The sequence below is a fragment of the Bradyrhizobium sp. McL0616 genome (assembly GCF_049993385.1).
Classification (GTDB): Bacteria; Pseudomonadota; Alphaproteobacteria; order Rhizobiales; family Xanthobacteraceae; genus Bradyrhizobium.
The window spans coordinates 4,240,648-4,258,439 of sequence record NZ_CP188255.1 but is presented as its reverse complement, the minus strand read 5'-3'; the positions used below and the strand labels follow the sequence as shown (position 1 = coordinate 4,258,439).

Genomic DNA, 17,792 nt, shown 5'->3' with positions numbered 1-17,792 from the left:
TCACCAAGCGTACCTGACGGCGCCCCTGCCGGCATAAGACCGGGTCACGTCGGAGAATTCGCCTTCGAAGCTGGCAGCAGCCGACCAGCCATTGCGCCATTTCCATTCGGCCGAAACGCTGGTCAGCGCGGCATCACTGGCTTGCTGCGCGCCATTCACCACGAAGCTGGCGCCGGGTAATGTCTGGAAAGTGGCCCCGATCGACCGTTCGATGTTGAAATTGTGCGCCCAAGCCAGCCGTCCGCGCAAGGTGAGGTTCGCATCGGTCATGGCGAACGACTTGTCGCCGCGCAGTCCCAGTTCGCTGCGCGCGGCCGTCGCGTCCTTGGCGCCATAGGCCAGCGCGAACGCATTGGTGCCGGCGAGCACGTGCTCGGCATAGGCCGGCAGAATAATGGTGGTGAACTGTCCGGCGGCATAGGGCGTGATCCGCCAACCCGTCCATGGCGAGATCAAACGATAACCGCTTTCGAGGCGGCCCGAAATCGCGTTGGCATTGAAGCGCGCGCGAAGCAGATCGGCGCACGCGATGGTCACGGTGCGATCAGTGGTGATATCCTGCCAACCATAGGCCAGCGCGCCCGTCACATAGGCCGCCGCCGCTGTATGCCGTACGAAAACACCGGCCTGGAACAGGTCTGAGCGCCCGCCTCCCAGGCCATTGGCCAGGCTGAAATTGGTGCCGCCGCCGGCGAGCGCGAAACCTGCGATCGTGCGCGGCGAAAGCAGATAATCAGCTCCTGCGGCCGTACCGAACACCCGGCTCGTGACGGCGCTCGACCCAAGCGTCAAATTGCCATCGGTCGATTGCGAGCCTCCGAAGCCGGCAGCCCAGATGCTCCAGCGCGGATCCAGCAGATCATTTCGCGGAACGGCCTTGGTGACCTGCCGATATGCCTCGCGCTCGGCGGCCGCGCGCTTACCGCCCGCAGCGGCGTAAGCGTTTGCAGCGTCCTCCGCCACAAACGACGACGAATTGGCTGGCGCCTGAGCAGCACTGTCGCCACGCCCTGCGATGAACGGGTCCGTCAGCAGCCCCATGAACTGGCCCATGGCATCGAACGTCGCCTGCTGGGATCCGCTCGCGAGCTCGCCGGAGGCCTGGGTGAGATTTTGCGGAACGTTACCGGCGAATATCGCGCCGAGCGGACCGGAGCCATTGCCCCGCGCGTTGAAGCCTGCATCGAGCCCGTTGGCCGCCGCCCGCTGATTGATATTAAGCCCGGGAATCTGACCGAGCGCTGACGAGAGATTTAGCAGCACGTTGCCGCCCGAATAGATCAGCGAGCCCGCGATTCCGGAAGGCGTCACCAGGGAATCAAACTGTGTCCCGTTCAACCCGGCTGAGATCAGGATCGTATAGGATTGGCCGAAGGTGTATGAATTCGTTGGTGAGGTCACGCGTACAGTGCCCGCCAGGGTCGCCAGCCCGGTCACGTTGGTTCGGTCGGACGTCGTTTGCGATACTTCGACCATGTAGCTTGCAGCGGCGGTAAACGCGAGACTGCCTTGCACCGTCAACGTTCCGATGGAATTGCCCGGGGCAAGCGTGCCGCCGTTGATGAACGTATTGCCGACAAGGCCGTTGCCGCCGAGTGTGCCGCCGGCATTCACCGTGAGCAGCGAGGCGGATACGATCGAGCCGTTGACGCTGAGCGTCCCCGCGTTGACGTTGACCGGCCCTGCGAAAGTGCTGGTGCCGACCAGCGTCCAGTCCGAGCCGCCGACTTTATCGAGGTTTGAGAATCCCTGATATTGCGGTCCGATTGCGCTGGCATCGAAGGTCGCGTTGGCGGCGCCGCCGAGCTGAAGTCGATCGCTGCCCGTTCCGAGCACGTTGCCGTTGACGGCGTAGCCCGAAATCAGCGTCAGGATATTGTTGGCGCCGTCGAACTGGATCGCGGTGCCGCCGGTTCCCGTGACGGTATTGGAGACGGTCACCGTGGAGAAGCCGGTCCCGGCCGCCGAAACATGGATGCCGATGACGCCGGACACGCTGCCGGTCGGAGCAACGACGATGTTGCCGTTGCCACCGCTGCTCGACGCGGTAATGCCAGTGCCGGTACCGGCAACGACGTTGCCGACGCCGGTCACCGTGACATTGCCGCTACCGAGAGTTTGAGCGATGATGCCGTTGTTGCCGCCCGAGACGTTGCCGGTGCGGTCGACCAGCACGTTGCCGCTATTGGCGCTGCCCTGGATCTGCGCGAAGATTGCCGTTCCACCCACCGCCGTCGCGGCGGTGTCGCCGGAACCGCCGACATGAACGCCGGCGTTGGCCGCAGACACGGTGTTGTCCTGACTGGCGTGGATGCCGGCGAGTCCGCCGGTGATCGCGCCGGTGCCGGTCACCATCACCGAACCGCCACTGCCCAGGGCGACGACGGCCTGTCCCGACGAGAACACATTGGCGTTGACGGTGACGTCGATGATGCCGGTGCTGGCAGGGTTGGCGATGGTTGCCTCGATCGCCGGGCCGAAGATCGGGGTGATGCCGCCGATTACCCCCGCTGTGGTCACAACGACATTGCCGCCCCCGCCAGATGACTGCGCAATGATGCCGCCGATATGGGATGATTCAATCGTGCCGGCCGCCGTCGTGGTCACCGTGACGTCGCCAATGCCACTGGTGGACGCGAGGACACCGCCTTGCGTGGCGCTGATCGCACCCCGCACATTGACCGTGACCGCGCCGTCGACACCGACCGCGTGGATCGCAATGCCGTTGGTTCCCGTCACAGCGGCGGATGTCACCGTCACCGCGCCGGTCCCGGCGGCCGAGACGTCGATGCCGACGGCACCGGATACGTTGCCGGTCGGAGCAACGACGACGTTGCCGTTGCCACCGCTGCTCGACGCTGTAATGCCAGTGCCGGTACCGGCAACGACGTTGCCGACGCCGGTCACCGTGACATTGCCGCTACCGAGAGTTTGAGCGATGATGCCGTTGTTGCCGCCCGAGACGTTGCCGGTGCGGTCGACCAGCACGTTGCCGCTATTGGCGCTGCCCTGGATCTGCGCGAAGATTGCCGTTCCACCCACCGCCGTCGCGGCGGTGTCGCCGGAACCGCCGACATGAACGCCGGCGTTGGCCGCAGACACGGTGTTGTCCTGACTGGCGTGGATGCCGGCGAGTCCGCCGGTGATCGCGCCGGTGCCGGTCACCATCACCGAACCGCCACTGCCCAGGGCGACGACGGCCTGTCCCGACGAGAACACATTGGCGTTGACGGTGACGTCGATGATGCCGGTGCTGGCGGGGTTGGCGATGGTTGCCTCGATCGCCGGGCCGAAGATCGGGGTGATGCCGCCGATTACCCCCGCTGTGGTCACAACGACATTGCCGCCCCCGCCAGACGACTGCGCAATGATGCCGCCGATATGGGACGATTCGATCGTGCCGGCCGCCGTCGTGGTCACCGTGACGTCGCCAATGCCACTGGTGGACGCAAGGACACCGCCTTGCGTGGCGCTGATCGCACCCCGCACATTGACCGTGACCGCGCCGTCGACGCCGACCGCTGAAATGGCCGAACCATTCGATGCCGTGACCGCGCCGCCGACAGTTGCGGTTATCGATCCCGAGCCGGTATTGCCGAGTTGCAGGCCGCTGCCTGCGCCGGTGGCTGTCACCGTACCCACGCCGCCATACGTGACCGCGCCGCCGTTGCCAACGAGCTGCAACGCATTCACGTTTTGCCCGGTCGTGACCGTACCGGCGTTGGTGAAATTGATCCCGCCACTGGCTTTGGTCGTCACGAGATCAAGGCCAAAGCCATCGATCGTAACGCCGCTGCCGACTTGCCCGATCAGGTCGGCGTTGAACGACTGAATCCGGGCGACCGTGGCGATGCCCGTACTGTTGTTGGTTGTGTTCGTCGTCGTGGTATCAGCCGCGCAGGTCACCGAGACCGGATCGGTGCCCGACGTCGCACAAGCAGCCAAGGCTGGCGCGGTCGCAAGGATACTGGCGACGAACAGCACAGCCGATCCCGCCGCCGCGAGCAACACCGCCGGCTGCCGCGCGCAGAGACATTCCCCGATCATCAGCCCCACCCGCGGCTACAACTCGCCGCGCCCGCCCGTTTGTTCGATTCGATTTCAGGGCCGCTCATCTTAGGAGCCGAGCGAATCATCACAATGCGCAAAGCATCCAAAACCGTCGCGCGTCGGGCGCAAACTTATCGCTTGTGCCTGATCGGCAACAAACCGTCGAACGAGCACAATAACCAGGCGCATTCCCTGCATCGGCGATTTACGCGAACCGGCGAACGTCGTCATGTTCACGGTAAATTAAGGGGTTGCGGAACACATATCGAACATATAGTGTCCGTTCATGATTTGTTTCGAGCATGTAGCGGCTTATTGCTGAATTCAGCGTCTCGGAATCGAACGACATCAACCGGGGGATTTTGGTCGAGATGTTAACGCGCAAACAATACGAGCTTCTGCGGTTCATCAGCGAACGTCTAAAGGAAAGCGGCGTGCCGCCCTCCTTCGACGAGATGAAGGACGCGCTCGATCTGCGCTCGAAATCGGGCATCCATCGCCTGATCACCGCGCTCGAGGAACGCGGCTTCATCCGGCGCCTGCCCAATCGCGCCCGCGCCATCGAGGTGATCAAGCTGCCCGAGCTCCAGGCCGCCGCCGGCAGCCGCCGCGGCTTTACGCCCAGCGTCATCGAGGGCAATCTCGGCAAGGTCCGCTCCAGCGCGTCCGCGGACGAAGGCGAGCGCCCTGTTGCGGTGCCGGTGATGGGCCGGATCGCGGCCGGCACGCCGATCGAGGCGTTGCAGACCCGCAGCCACACCATCAGCGTACCGCCGGACATGCTCGGCTCGGGCGAACACTACGCGCTCGAAGTGCGCGGCGATTCCATGGTCGAGGCCGGCATCCTCGACGGCGACATGGCCCTGATCCAGCGCAACGAGAGCGCCGACACCGGCGATATCGTGGTGGCCCTGATCGACGACGAGGAAGCAACGCTCAAGCGCTTCCGCCGCCGTGGCGCCTCGATCGCGCTCGAGCCCGCCAACGCCTCCTATGAGGTCCGCATCCTGCCGCCCAACCGGGTGAAGATTCAGGGCAAGCTGATCGGGCTGTACCGAAAGTACTGAGTCTTCTGCGCGCCGCCGATTGGCGACCGCGCGCTAACGATTGGAGCGGACGATTGTCCGCTCCGGCTGGATAGTCCTTCTGGTTTTGCACAGATTATCCGGCCACCCCTCCCGCGCTAGATCTTCGGTACGCCGCAAAGAAGCACGCATTGCTTCGCAGGCCTTTGAGAGACCGAGGAGACAAATGTGCGCAAGATCATTCTGAGCACAGTCACGATGGCGCTGATCGCAGCATCAGCGTCGCAAGCCTTCGCCGCGCAGTCGCAGTACCACGTCCGCAAGGCAGCGCAGGCAACCACCGGCGAGCAATTCCGCAATGCCCGCAACGCGGTCGAGCCGGCGCAGCCAGCCTGGCAATATTCGGGTTGGTCGGCACCTGCCGGCCGCTAACGTCGAAGCTCCCAGAATGCACGAAGGCGGGATTTGTTCCTCGCGCATTTGAAAAAAATATTGTGATGGCAGCCTACGGACCCAAGCCGCAGATTTGCCCACAACCCAGCAGACGTTTGCAGGCTTCCACTCTGATAGGGGCCTGTGCCTCAGAAGAGGCGCGGGTTGCTATCTCGAATGAGGAGCACCCTGATGTGTGACTACAGCCTGCACGCCGTCGCGACGCGCCCCGCAGAAGTCGGCGAGACGATCGTCACGACAACCTTCCGCGGTACCTCGACGCGCGGCTTTGCCTCCGAAGCCGACATGTCCGTCGCGGTCTGCCTGCTGCCGGGAACGGAGCTCGCCTTCGCCGACAGTGTCCGCTACGACAATCGCTGGATCTGGACGCGCACCATCAACTCGCGCGTCGGCAAGTTCGGCAAGATCGATCCGCACATTCCCGATCGCCATCATGACGCGATCGAATTCCCCGATGGCAAATACGTGTTGGTGACACAGCTCGTCGAAGGCCAGCGTGCGACCGTGCTGCAATTGCCGGTGACCCAACAAGTCGGCGAGCGCGAGCACAAGCCGCAGATCGTCGCCGACAGGCAGCCGACCATCACCCGCCTGCCGATTGGTTGACACCGCCATCCCCGGCCGCCAGGTCGGAGCCAGGATTGAAATGTCCATCGCCGGCCGCGGCCGGCGGTATGGAGTTGCTTGCACCTCGCATCCGACCGAGAGAGATCAGCCCACCGCACCTGCACGTCGCACGAAGTTTGCGCTGCCCTGCCTGAATTTTGAACGTCCGTTCCGCAAGCAAATGGCCGATGCTGTTTCCGACTTGAGGCGGCGGACACGTTCGATGAAAACCTTCCTTCGCGTCGTTGAACTCTGGGTGCCTGACCGGACCCGCATGCGGCTGGAGTTTGGCGGCGGCCTTTACAGCGAGGGCCTGTCCGCCTTCAAGGCCGTGAGCGAAGATCTGCGCTTCGGATATGACGAGGGGCTTCCCGGCAAGGCCTGGGCGAGCCGCCATCCCGTGATCCTCACCGAATTCGCCAACTCCTATTTCAAGCGCACCGACCAGGCCGTCGAGGCCGGCCTCACCTGCGGTGTGGCGGTGCCGGTGTTTGCCGGCGAATTCCTGCAAGCCGTCATGGTGCTGTTCTGCGGCGACGACGACGCCCATGTCGGCGCGGTCGAGCTATGGCATAACGACCTCGATGTCTCGCACGAGATGGGGCTGGTCGACGGCTATTATGGCAGCGCCGAGATGTTCGAGTTCAACTCGCGTCACACCAAATTCCCACGCGGTTTCGGCCTGCCCGGACGCACCTGGAAAGCGGGCCTGCCGCTGATCATCAAGGATTTGCATGACGCCAAGAGCTTTCTGCGCTGGGAAGACGCTGCCAAGGTCGGGATCAATCTCGGCGTCGGCGTTCCCTACCGCATCGGCACCGACCACACCTGGGTCCTGACATTCCTCTCGGCGCAGGCAACCCCGATAGCACGCCGCTTCGAGATCTGGGTTCCGAACGAGGCCCGTTCGGCTCTGGTGTTTCGCGCCGGCGATTGCAGCGCGCAGACCGACCTCGCCGCGCTCTATGGGACCAAATCCATTCCGCGCGGCGAAGGCAGCATCGGCGGCGCCTGGGCCACCGGCATGCCCGCACTCAACGACGACCTCGCGCATGACGGCTCGATCGCGGCCGTGGAGGCGCGCGCAGCCGGGCTGAGCCGGATGGTGGTCCTGCCGGTGATCGGCAACGCCAGGCTCGAAGCGATGCTGGCCTGGTATCTTTAGCTAGCTCAATCCTCGGCCTGCTGATCGGCCTCCGCCGGCGTTGCGTCCTTGCTGCGCGGCGCGGCCGTCTTCGGTGCAAGGCTTCCGTCGAAATCTCCAGCACCGGCGGTAGCCGGTGACCAGGGACGATCGGCGCCCCTGGCCCTCACCGCCTGAACCGCAAAACCGTCGCCACGCCGCGTCAGCGCCAGCGCGCCGAGGCTCACGAGACGCGGCCGATCGACCACCATGGCCGCGCAGTCGGGCGGCGCAGGCCTTGCGGTCACCACCAGCGCGGCGCGGCTGCAATCATCGGCCAGCGCGTCGATGTGCAGCGCCAGCGCGACCAGGCGGCCGTCGGCAAGCGGCGTCACGCAGCCTGAATCATCGCACGACACGTCGCTAGCGAGGGAGCCGCTCCCGGCATCGCGCGGATCGGCGTCGGCCGCCAGCCACTCCTTGAGCATAAAGCTGTCCTTGTTCGTCCTGATCAGATGCAGCTGCCCGTCGCTGCCCCTCACCGCAATGCTCTGGCCGTCACCCGCGATGAGAATGTCGGGTTGCCGGACAGATAAACCCCAAAGGATCGCAACGAACAGCACCAGCGCGCCCGACCAGCGCAAGGGCGTCCGCAACAAGCCCATCAGGATGAGCCCGAGGCTCGCTGCGATCAGCGGCGCGGTGCCGAAGGCGCCGACGTGGCCGACCGCGCCGGGCAGCGCTGCCACCCAGCGCGACACCGCAACCATCCAGTCGATGCCGATCCCCATCAGCCACCAGAACACGCGGTCGAGCCCAAAGGGCGCTGCGAGCAACCCCAACAATCCCGCGGGCATCACCAGCGCTGAGACCACCGGCATCGCCCCGAGATTGGCGAGCACGCCGAACGGCGTGACACGGTGAAAGTGGAAGGCGGCATAGGGCGTGGTCGCCAGCCCCGCGATCATCGAGGCCATGAACAGCATCGCGATCTCGCGCCCGCCCCACATCGCGATCCGCGCGGTCGCCGAATGATCGGGCGACGCAAACAGGTTCGGCATGCCGATCTGCACCAGCGCCACCAGCCCCAGCGTTGCCGCGAACGACATCTGAAAACTCGGGTGCACCAGCGCTTCCGGTGCAACCGCAAGCACGATCAGCGCGGCCACGGCCAGCGTGCGGAACGTGATGGCGCGGCGGTCGACCATGACCGCGATCAGCACCACCGCGGTCATGAAGAACGATCGTTGCGTGGCCACTTCCGCGCCGGACAGCAACAGATAAAACGCAGCAGCAAACAGCGCCGCGGCCGCCGACCATTTCTTGATGGGGAAACCGCCCGCCAATCCCGGGATCAGAGCCAGCAGCGCGCGCACCGCAAAAAAGACGACGCCGGCGACGACCGCCATGTGATAACCGGAGATTGAGAGAACATGGCCGAGACCCGAGATGAACATCGCGTCGTTGACGGGCGTGGTGATGGCATCGCGCCGGCCCGTGAGCAGCGCGGTCGCGATCGCGCGGTTGTCGCCGTCGAGCGTCGCCCGGATGCGCGCATCGATCGTATCGCGCAGCCCCTGCATGATCGCGGCGTAGCGCAACCTGATGCCCCCGGTCTCCGGCGGCGCCGCCACCGTGATGGCACCCATTGCAAAACCGGAAGCGCCGATGCCCTGAAAGAACATGTCGCGGGAGAAATCGTAGCTGCCGGGCCGCAGCGGCGACAGCGGCGGCATCAGCCGGGCCTTCAACTGCACGAAGCTGCCGACCTCGGGGGCTGTGCCCTTGCGCACCGACAGCCGCACACGCTCCAGCTTGATGTCGCCGCGTGGGGTCTCCATCGCGGTGACGCGGAGCACGAAACGGTCTGTGCGTTCTCGGATGTCACGCGTCTCGACGAAGCCCGACAGCGACACCGAATAGAGCGGCTTTGTCAGCACGATATGGTCGATGCGCGCCGTCTTCCAGGTCGCCATAGCGAAGCCGGCTACGACCGCGGCGATCATGATCGCGGGCGCAAACAGCCGGCTCCGCCGCAACAGAACTGCGCCAAGCGTGAGCGCGACCGCAGCAACGACAGAGAGTACCGGCTCATGATCAGCCGCAAAGTAGACCGCGATCCCGCAGCCGAAGGCGATGGGCGCCCACGGGAACAGCCGCCCGGCCCCAGCCTCTGCGCGTGCCCATTCGCGCAGCGTTTCGACGAGCGAGGGCCAAAGGCCAAAGCCCGCCGGCACAAAGCCGCCAGCGGACGCGGTCCGGCCGACAGGCCAAGTCCCCGCGCCCCCGCCCACGCTCCCTTGGGACCGTACTGGCCGGCCCGGCTCCGCCATTCCCTGCACCCTGCGATACGTGACGGTTGCGGAGGCTACCGGAACGTGCAGCGATGCGAATAGAGTACGGATCAGGAACGGGCGGTGGAAAAGCCCTACTTTTCCTCTTCCATCGTCACGGCGACATCGGCCTTGGCGGAGAGGCGAACCTTGTTGCCCTCGATATCGGCGACAAGCCCCTTGTCGATGAAGTGATGGTGGCCCTTGTGGCTGCCTTCGCCGCTGTCCTTCTTGGTCAGCTTGATGCGATTGCCTTCGACCTTGTCGACGGTGCCGATGTGGACGCCATCGGCGCCGATGACTTCCATATGCTCTGCGATGTTCTGCATGGGAGGATCCTCAATTGGGGACCCACACAACGCGCGAGGTGCGAGTTCGTTGCTTCGGTTGGTATGACGAAGCCGTGCGGGACCGTCAGATCAGCGGCACGCGCGAGGAGGCATGGTGATTGACGATCTTCCAGTCGCCGTCCTCGCGCAGGATGACCCAGCTCATCTTGACCGAGAACTCCGCCCGCTCGCCGGCGAGATCGAACGACACGATCGCGGCCATGTTGATCAGGTCCGGGCTGGCTTGCGCCGCGCTCACCTCGGAAAACACCGCGGTCGGCTTGCGCCATCGCGGCAAGCCGTTGAAGTAGTCGGCGACGCCGTCCCTGCCCCGATAGAGTCTTGGGTTGGAGCCGAAGAAGAACGCGTTCTTCGCATAGAGCGACGACAGCGCGGTCGCGTCCAGCGTCGCGAAGCCGGCGCACCATTTCGCGATGATGATGGCAGCGATGGCGTCGCCTTCGTTGCTCATTGTCATACCCCTCAGCCCTTGGCCACTTCCTTCGCAAACGTGTCGCGCAGGCCGATCGTCCGCGAAAACACCGGCTTGCCCGGCGCCGAGTCCTTGTCGCGCACGAAATAGCCCTGCCGCTCGAACTGCATCGGCTCGGTCGAATTGCTCTCGGCGATCGATGCTTCGATCCGGGCGTCCTTCAAAATCTCCAGCGACTGTGGATTGATATCGGCGGCGAAGTTCGAGGCGTCCGGGCTCGGGTTGGCGAACAGCTGATTGTAGATGCGGATCTCCGCGGGCACTGAGGTCGCCGCCGAAAGCCAGTGCATGGTCGCCTTGACCTTGCGGCCGTCGGGCGCGTTGCCGCCCTTGGTCGCGGGATCGTAAGTGCAGCGCAGCTCCACCACCTCGCCGGCGTCGTTTTTGATCACGCCGGTGCACTTGACGAAATAAGCGTAACGCAGCCGCACCTCGTTGCCCGGCGACAGGCGGAAGAACTTTTTCGGCGGGTTCTCCATGAAGTCGTCCTGCTCGATGTAGAGCTCGCGACCGAACGCGATTTTGCGCGTGCCTGCCGAAGGATCGTCAGGATGGTTGATCGCATCGAGCTCCTCGACCTGCCCTTCCGGATAATTCTCGATCACGACCTTGAGCGGCTTCAGCACGCCCATCCGCCGCTGCGATGTGCGGTTGAGCTCCTCGCGGATGCAGAATTCGAGCATGCCGACGTCGACCACGCTGTTGGCCTTGGCCACGCCGATGCGCTTGACGAATTCGCGAAGCGCTGCCGGCGGCACACCGCGGCGACGCATGCCCGCCATGGTCGGCATGCGCGGATCGTCCCAGCCCGCGACATGGCCTTCGCGGACGAGCTGGGTCAGCACGCGCTTCGACAGCAGCGTGTAGGTCAGGTTGAGCCGCGCGAACTCGTACTGATGCGGCTGCGACGGCACCGGCAGCTTCTCGATGAACCAGTCGTAGAGCGGCCGATGGTCAGCGAACTCCAGCGTGCAGATCGAGTGCGTGATGCCTTCGATCGCATCCGACTGGCCGTGGGCATAGTCATAGCTCGGATAGATGCGCCATTTGTCGCCAGTCCGGGGATGGTGCGCATGCAGGATGCGGTACATCACGGGATCGCGCAAATTGATGTTGCCGGCCGCCATGTCGATCTTCGCCCGCAACACGCGCGCGCCGTTGGGGAATTCGCCGGCCTTCATGCGACGGAACAGGTCGAGATTCTCCTCGACCGTGCGGTCGCGGAACGGGGAATTCTTGCCGGGCTCCGTCAGCGTACCGCGCGCGAGCCGGATCTCCTCCTGGGTCTGATCGTCGACATAGGCGAGCCCGTCGCGGATCGCCTTCTCCGCCCATTCGTACAGGCGGTCGAAATAGTCGGAGGCGAAAAACAGGTTCTTGCCCCAGTCGAAGCCGAGCCAGTGCACGTCGGCCTGGATGGAATCGATATATTCCTGCTCTTCCTTGACCGGGTTGGTGTCGTCGAAGCGCAGATGGCAGCGGCCCGGAAACTCCTGGGCGATGCCGAAATTGAGCGCTATCGACTTGGCGTGGCCGATATGCAGGTAGCCGTTCGGCTCCGGCGGGAACCGGGTCACGATCTCCTTGTGTTTGGCCTGATCGAGGTCGGCCTGGATGATGTCGCGAATGAAATCGCGCCCAACCTCGTTCGCCACCGGTTCTGTGCTCATCCTGCAATCCTGTAGGGAAATCAGCGGCCCTTCTGCCAAATTCGCTTGGCCGAGCCAAGGGCTTAAGCAAGGGCTTAAGCACCCTTGGCGGTCCGCTGCCGGGCTTTAGTTATGCTCCGGTCCTGTTATATACCACCGCCTCCAATGCATAGGCCCTGCCAAGAATGACCGATTCCGTCGTCACCCGCTTTGCTCCCTCCCCGACCGGCTTCCTCCACATCGGGGGCGCCCGCACGGCGCTGTTCAACTGGCTCTATGCGAAGAAGCACGGCGGCAAGATGCTGCTCCGGATCGAGGACACCGACCGGGAGCGCTCCACGGAGGCCGCGATCGGCGCCATCCTCGATGGGTTGAGGTGGCTGGAGCTCGGCTGGGATGGCGACGTCATCTACCAGTTCAGCCGCGCCGCCCGCCATCGCGAGGTTGCCGAGAAGCTGCTCGCCGACGGCAAGGCCTACCGCTGCTACGCCACTGCCGAGGAACTGACCGCGATGCGCGAGAAGGCGCGCGCGGAGGGCCGCACCCGCCTCTATGACGGCCTGTGGCGCGACCGCGATCCGGCAACTGCGCCGAACGACGTCAAGCCGACGATCCGGTTGCGCGCGCCGCAGACCGGCGAAACCGTGATCGAGGATCAGGTCCAGGGCCGCGTGGTCTGGCAGAACGAGAATCTCGACGACCTCGTGCTGCTGCGCGGCGATGGCAACCCGACCTACATGCTCGCGGTGGTGGTGGACGACCACGACATGGGCGTCACCCACGTGATCCGCGGCGACGATCATCTGATCAACGCCGCGCGCCAGAAGCAGATCTACGATGCGATGGGCTGGACGCTGCCGAGCATGTCCCACATCCCTCTCATCCACGGCCCGGACGGCTCAAAACTCTCAAAGCGCCACGGCGCGCTCGGCGTCGATGCCTACCGCGCCATGGGCTATTTGCCGGAGGCGCTGCGCAACTACCTGGTCCGGCTCGGCTGGAGCCATGGCGACCAGGAGATCTTCTCGACCGAGGAAATGATCGCAGCCTTCGACCTCGCCAACGTCGGCCGGGCGGCGGCGCGCTTCGACTTCGCCAAGCTGGAAAACCTCAACGGCCATTACATCCGCAACGCCGACGATCAATCACTCGTGAAGATGTTCGAGGACGTGCTCGACCACGTCGTGCCCAGCCGCGACGAGATTAAGGCCAAGTTAAACGACACCACGCGCGCGCAATTGCTCAAGGCCATGCCGAGCCTGAAGGAGCGCGCCAAGACGCTGATCGAGCTGATCGACGGGGCCGCTTTCATCTTCGCCGACCGGCCGCTGGAGCTCGATCCGAAGGCGGCGGCGCTGCTGACGGACGAAAACCGCAAGCTGATCGGCCAGCTTCATTCCGCGCTGGAGAATGTCGAGACGTGGAGCGGTGCCTCTACGGAAGCCGCGCTGCGCGCTTTTGCCGAGGAAAATAGTCTCAAACTCGGCGCTGTCGCCCAGCCGCTGCGGGCAGCACTGACCGGACGGTCGACTTCGCCGGGGATTTTCGAGGTTTTGGACGTGCTGGGGCGCCAGGAAAGTCTGGACCGGCTCAAGGACCAGGCCAAGGGCTAGCTACGACGTAAGTCGAGCATGCGCGGCGCCATCTTGCAGCGCACACAGCAATAATATACCCATCTGAGCCGTACCTTCTGGAATATCCGGCCTGCCCCACCATGTCATCGGGGCCTTCCGGGTCCGGCCCGTTTCACCATACATCGGGGACCTCTGATGGACGCAAAAGCAAGCAATAAGACCGCCACACTGACGGTCGGAAACAAGAACTACGATCTCCCGATCCTCAGCGGCACCGTCGGGCCTGACGTCGTCGACATCGGCAAGCTCTACGGCCAGTCCGGGCTGTTCACCTACGATCCCGGCTTCACTTCGACCGCAAGCTGCCAGTCCAAGATCACCTATATCGACGGCGACGCGGGCGTGCTGGAATACCGCGGCTACCCGATCGAGCAGCTCGCCGAGAACGGCGACTTCCTCGAGACCTGCTACCTGCTGCTCTACGGCAGCCTGCCGACCGCCGCGCAGAAGAAGGATTTCGACGACCGCGTGATCCATCACACGATGGTGCACGAGCAGATGGCCCGCTTCTTCCAGGGCTTCCGCCGCGACGCCCATCCGATGGCGGTGATGGTGGCCTCCGTCGGCGCGCTCGCCGCGTTCTATCACGACTCCACCGACATCAACGATCCGAAGCAGCGCATGATCGCGTCGATGCGGATGATCGCCAAGATCCCGACGCTGGCGGCGATGGCCTACAAATACACGGTCGGCCAGCCCTTCGTGTACCCGAAGAACTCGCTCTCCTTCGCCGAGAACTTCCTCAACATGTGCTTCGCGGTGCCGTGCGAGGACTACAAGATCAACCCGGTGCTGGCTGACGCGCTGGACAAGATCTTCATCCTGCATGCCGACCACGAGCAGAACGCCTCGACCTCGACGGTGCGCATCGCCGGCTCCTCCGGCGCCAACCCGTTCGCCTGCATCGCCGCCGGCATCGCCTGCCTCTGGGGCCCGGCGCATGGCGGCGCCAACGAAGCCGCGCTCGCGATGCTCGCCGAGATCGGCTCGGTCGACAAGATTCCGGAATTCATCGCCAAGGTGAAGGACAAGAACAGCGAAGTCCGCCTGATGGGCTTCGGTCACCGCGTCTACAAGAACTACGATCCGCGCGCCAAGATCATGCAGAAGATGTGTCACGCCGTGCTCAAGGAGACCGGCCACGGCGACGATCCGATGCTCAAGGTGGCGCTCGAGCTCGAGAAGATCGCGCTCAGCGACCAGTACTTCATCGACCGCAAGCTCTACCCGAACGTCGACTTCTATTCGGGCATCACGCTGAAGGCGATGGGCTTCCCGGTCTCAATGTTCACCGTGCTGTTCGCGGTCGCCCGCACCGTCGGCTGGATCAGCCAGTGGAGCGAGATGATCGAGGATCCGCAGCAGAAGATCGGCCGCCCGCGCCAGCTGTACACCGGCACCCCCCGCCGCGACTACGTGAAGATCGGCGATCGCAAGTAAGTTCGGACTCTACGTTCCTACGGAACGGCGTCACCCCAACGGGTGGCGCCGTTTTCATTTGCGGGCAGTCCGGATGGCCGGCCAGCATCATTTTCATTCTATTTGCGCGGGTTTTCTGGCAAGATGCATCCGGGTCGCGCACCCCGGAGGCCGATCATGTCCGCGAAGAAAGTGGCGCCCTCACGAGCGAAGGCCGGCATCCGGAAAGCCAGGAAGCCCGCCAAGGCGCGAGCGCGCAAACCCACGACCGGCACCAAGGTTACCGCCAAGGCCACCGGCACCGTCCGGGACGCATCGCCCCCGCCCGCTGTCGAAAAGCAATCCGGCGAGTACGAGGTACGAATCCGCTATAGCGGCAACAAGGGCTTGGACGAGCTCGTCATTCCGATTGACGATCAGAAATTCTACCCGTCTGTCCAGCGCTGGCGCTACGTGATCGCCAATCGACGACGGATCGTCCGTTCGACGCGCGACGACCTCAGCCGGGATCTTCAAAAGCTGATCAAGGACCACGCCCGCAGTTATGACGAAGGCGATATTCTGTCGCGGATCAAGGAGATGGCAGTCGCCAAGCTCGTCGAGGTCCGAATTCCTTACAGCGAAGACAAGGTCGGGTGGTCGGCAAGACTGTTCCCCTGGGAGAGCGCTCTGTGGTTGGCGACCGCGCCCTATCGCAGCGAGCCAAGCGAATTCGCCGTCGTCCGCCATCTCGCAGTTCAATCGCCGTACAACCACCAACTAACGCCTACGACAGCGCTCGCAGTTGACAGCGGCCCCGGAAAACTGCGCGCACTCTACGAATTCGCGCGGGAGATCGAGATGGTCAGGGGCGCGCTGAAGGACATCCAAACCGAGCCCCTCCGGGATCCCGATCGTCAAGAACTTCGCGCGAAGATCGAATCCCTTTCTCCTGCGATCGTGCATCTTGCGGGTGTGGATCCGATGTCGCTGGTGGAGCAAAAGCTCATTGACCAGCCAACTAGCGAAGAGGACGGCTTTGTTCTCCGCGCAAGCCCGCAAGGAAGCTCCCAGGGAAACGTCCAAGGAAACAGCCAAGCCTACGACGCCGTGGGGTCGGTCGACCTGGCCGATATTGTCACGGCCGGCGCGCAGAAGCCGCTGCTGGTGGCGATCAGTAGCTGCTACAGCGCGCAGCGCCTTGCTCCCCTCGCTACCGCCCAAGGTGTCAGGCACGCAATCGGCTTTGTTGATACCATCACCGATGCCGACGCCATGCTGTTCTTCAGCGTCTTCTATCGCACCTTGGCGCAAGACTGGAACGTCAAGGACGCTTTTCTTCGTGCCCGACAGCAGTGGATGTCCCAGGCCGGCAGCGACAACGAGCAGCGCTCGGGAGTGGCACTTTGGAGCCAGGTTTCGCTCCTCGACAGCCCTCAGGCTGGAACGATCGCGGCCCGTCCTGCGGCGTCGAAAAAAATCGCGAAGGGCGGCGCAACTTACAGGGACCTCAGGCTGGACATCACCTTGGTCCAGGACAAGTCGATGCCCGGCCGCATGCGCAAAACCTCAAGCGCGAGTTTGAACTATTCGTTGCTTCACAACGACCGCTCGCCCTTCAGTATCTTCACAGTCCACAAGACCAAGGCAGGTCCGGTCGGCCTGCTTCAAGTCGAAGTCGTGCTGGAAGTCGGCGCGGAATCATGCCGCTGCCGCTTCTCGGAGGAGTTGCCCGAAGAAGACGCCACACTCGACCTCCTCGACAAGATCCGGCTCCCCCTCGTTGCGGGCATGCTCCGGCAGACCAGCGAGAGCTTGAGAAGCAATCTCTATATCAAGGTCCAATGCGGCGACCAGATATTGCGCGAGTCCAGCGAGCGCGTGACCGTGCTTCCGGCAGACGAGTGGCGGGACGACGGCGAGGACCATCGCTGGCTGCCGAGCTTCGTTCTGCCTCGAGACCCGACGGTGCTGAAGGTCGTCGCCTGCGCCCAGCGTTATCTGCAGACATTGCTCGACGACTGTTCCGCCGGCTTCGACGGCTACCAGCAAGTGATTGCGGACGATTCCAATGCGCCCAACGTGGTTGATCCTCAGGTGCAGGCGATCTGGGCGGCCCTTCAGCACGATTTGCCTGTCAACTATATCAACCCGCCGCCGTCCTACACGAGCCAGTCTCAGCGGCTTCGAACGCCAACTGAAATCTTCAAGGGCAGTGCAGCGACCTGCATCGATCTTGCGCTTCTGTTCGCATCGTGCCTGGAATTCGTCGGCATCTATTCGTCGGTGTTCCTGATTACCGGACACGCGTTTCCGGCCTACTGGAGAAGCAACAAGGCCTGGTGGCGCATGAAGAGCTTCCGGTTTGATCAAAGCGAACAGCAGATGCCCGGGCAGATCGGCCGAAGTCAGGATGGCTTCGCCAGCCCGGGCCAGTCGACGAATACCAAGGGCCAGACCGAGAGCTGGATGTTCACCGGTACCGACAATCTGGCGGAGCTCCTGAGCTACGTGCAGAAGGGTGAACTCGTGCCTTTCGAGAGTACCTTCGTGACCGCACGGAAGGGCTTCTTCCAGGCCCTGGAGCGGGGCGCGAGCAATCTGCATCCGCAGAGCTTCGACGCAATGATCGACATTCAATCCGCTCGCGGTGAAAGCGTCACCCCACTTCCCTTGCTGGATCGACTTGGCTAACGCCC

Annotated in this window: 12 protein-coding genes; 7 read left to right on the top strand and 5 right to left on the bottom strand. The window is 63.9% G+C overall.

Going from position 1 to position 17,792, the window contains the following annotated elements:
• On the bottom strand, positions 1-4,047 hold the full coding sequence (locus ACPPVR_RS20675) for an autotransporter outer membrane beta-barrel domain-containing protein (protein ID WP_426615974.1): 4,047 nt from the start codon (positions 4,045-4,047) through the stop codon (positions 1-3).
• Positions 4,048-4,421: 374 nt separating this feature from the next.
• Between ACPPVR_RS20675 and lexA the strand changes: the two genes are divergently transcribed.
• The 4 genes from lexA (at position 4,422) to ACPPVR_RS20655 (ending at position 7,299) form a co-directional block, all read left to right on the top strand.
• Complete coding sequence (gene lexA / locus ACPPVR_RS20670) at positions 4,422-5,117, top strand: transcriptional repressor LexA (RefSeq protein WP_426615973.1); 696 nt, start codon at positions 4,422-4,424, stop codon at positions 5,115-5,117.
• Between the two features lie 186 nt (positions 5,118-5,303).
• Positions 5,304-5,507, top strand: coding sequence for a hypothetical protein (locus ACPPVR_RS20665; RefSeq protein ID WP_426615972.1), 204 nt, complete (start codon positions 5,304-5,306; stop codon positions 5,505-5,507).
• Positions 5,508-5,699: 192 nt separating this feature from the next.
• Positions 5,700-6,134 (top strand): hypothetical protein, encoded by a 435-nt coding sequence (locus tag ACPPVR_RS20660; protein WP_426615971.1) that lies wholly within the window; start codon positions 5,700-5,702, stop codon positions 6,132-6,134.
• Positions 6,135-6,357: 223 nt separating this feature from the next.
• A complete protein-coding gene (locus ACPPVR_RS20655; protein WP_426615970.1) occupies positions 6,358-7,299 on the top strand; it encodes a GAF domain-containing protein in 942 nt (313 codons plus the stop codon).
• Positions 7,300-7,304: 5 nt separating this feature from the next.
• On the opposite strand, the gene ACPPVR_RS20650 is transcribed toward ACPPVR_RS20655, so the two are convergent.
• From ACPPVR_RS20650 to ACPPVR_RS20635, 4 genes are all read right to left on the bottom strand, one after another.
• The gene (locus ACPPVR_RS20650; RefSeq protein WP_426615969.1) at positions 7,305-9,590 is read right to left on the bottom strand and encodes a ComEC/Rec2 family competence protein; all 2,286 of its coding nucleotides are present in this window, start codon (positions 9,588-9,590) and stop codon (positions 7,305-7,307) included.
• Positions 9,591-9,685: 95 nt separating this feature from the next.
• Positions 9,686-9,919 carry a DUF2171 domain-containing protein gene (locus ACPPVR_RS20645; RefSeq protein WP_007610829.1) on the bottom strand — a complete coding sequence of 78 codons (234 nt, stop codon included), beginning with the start codon at positions 9,917-9,919 and terminating at the stop codon, positions 9,686-9,688.
• Between the two features lie 85 nt (positions 9,920-10,004).
• The gene (locus ACPPVR_RS20640) at positions 10,005-10,391 is read right to left on the bottom strand and encodes a YybH family protein (RefSeq protein WP_426615968.1); all 387 of its coding nucleotides are present in this window, start codon (positions 10,389-10,391) and stop codon (positions 10,005-10,007) included.
• 11 nt (positions 10,392-10,402) lie between these two features.
• Entirely contained in the window at positions 10,403-12,082 is a 1,680-nt protein-coding gene (locus ACPPVR_RS20635) for a glutamine--tRNA ligase/YqeY domain fusion protein (RefSeq protein WP_426615967.1), read from the bottom strand.
• A gap of 164 nt (positions 12,083-12,246) precedes the next feature.
• Between ACPPVR_RS20635 and gltX the strand changes: the two genes are divergently transcribed.
• The 3 genes from gltX (at position 12,247) to ACPPVR_RS20620 (ending at position 17,787) form a co-directional block, all read left to right on the top strand.
• Positions 12,247-13,674, top strand: a complete 1,428-nt coding sequence (gene gltX / locus ACPPVR_RS20630; RefSeq protein WP_426615966.1) for a glutamate--tRNA ligase — start codon at positions 12,247-12,249, stop codon at positions 13,672-13,674.
• A gap of 156 nt (positions 13,675-13,830) precedes the next feature.
• Positions 13,831-15,135 carry a citrate synthase gene (gene gltA / locus ACPPVR_RS20625; RefSeq protein WP_426615965.1) on the top strand — a complete coding sequence of 435 codons (1,305 nt, stop codon included), beginning with the start codon at positions 13,831-13,833 and terminating at the stop codon, positions 15,133-15,135.
• A gap of 156 nt (positions 15,136-15,291) precedes the next feature.
• Positions 15,292-17,787: a CHAT domain-containing protein gene (locus ACPPVR_RS20620; protein ID WP_426615964.1), complete on the top strand. Its 2,496-nt coding sequence runs from the start codon at positions 15,292-15,294 to the stop codon at positions 17,785-17,787.
• Positions 17,788-17,792 lie beyond the last annotated feature (5 nt).

Coding starts and splice junctions, on each gene's coding strand:
- ACPPVR_RS20660 (WP_426615971.1), top strand. CDS start 5,700: ATGTGTGACTACAGCCTGCACGCCGTCGCGACGCGCCCCGCAGAAGTC.
- ACPPVR_RS20640 (WP_426615968.1), bottom strand. CDS start 10,391: ATGAGCAACGAAGGCGACGCCATCGCTGCCATCATCATCGCGAAATGG.
- gltX (WP_426615966.1), top strand. CDS start 12,247: ATGACCGATTCCGTCGTCACCCGCTTTGCTCCCTCCCCGACCGGCTTC.
- ACPPVR_RS20620 (WP_426615964.1), top strand. CDS start 15,292: ATGTCCGCGAAGAAAGTGGCGCCCTCACGAGCGAAGGCCGGCATCCGG.
- gltA (WP_426615965.1), top strand. CDS start 13,831: ATGGACGCAAAAGCAAGCAATAAGACCGCCACACTGACGGTCGGAAAC.
- ACPPVR_RS20650 (WP_426615969.1), bottom strand. CDS start 9,590: ATGGCGGAGCCGGGCCGGCCAGTACGGTCCCAAGGGAGCGTGGGCGGG.
- ACPPVR_RS20645 (WP_007610829.1), bottom strand. CDS start 9,919: ATGCAGAACATCGCAGAGCATATGGAAGTCATCGGCGCCGATGGCGTC.
- ACPPVR_RS20655 (WP_426615970.1), top strand. CDS start 6,358: ATGAAAACCTTCCTTCGCGTCGTTGAACTCTGGGTGCCTGACCGGACC.
- ACPPVR_RS20635 (WP_426615967.1), bottom strand. CDS start 12,082: ATGAGCACAGAACCGGTGGCGAACGAGGTTGGGCGCGATTTCATTCGC.
- ACPPVR_RS20675 (WP_426615974.1), bottom strand. CDS start 4,047: ATGATCGGGGAATGTCTCTGCGCGCGGCAGCCGGCGGTGTTGCTCGCG.
- lexA (WP_426615973.1), top strand. CDS start 4,422: ATGTTAACGCGCAAACAATACGAGCTTCTGCGGTTCATCAGCGAACGT.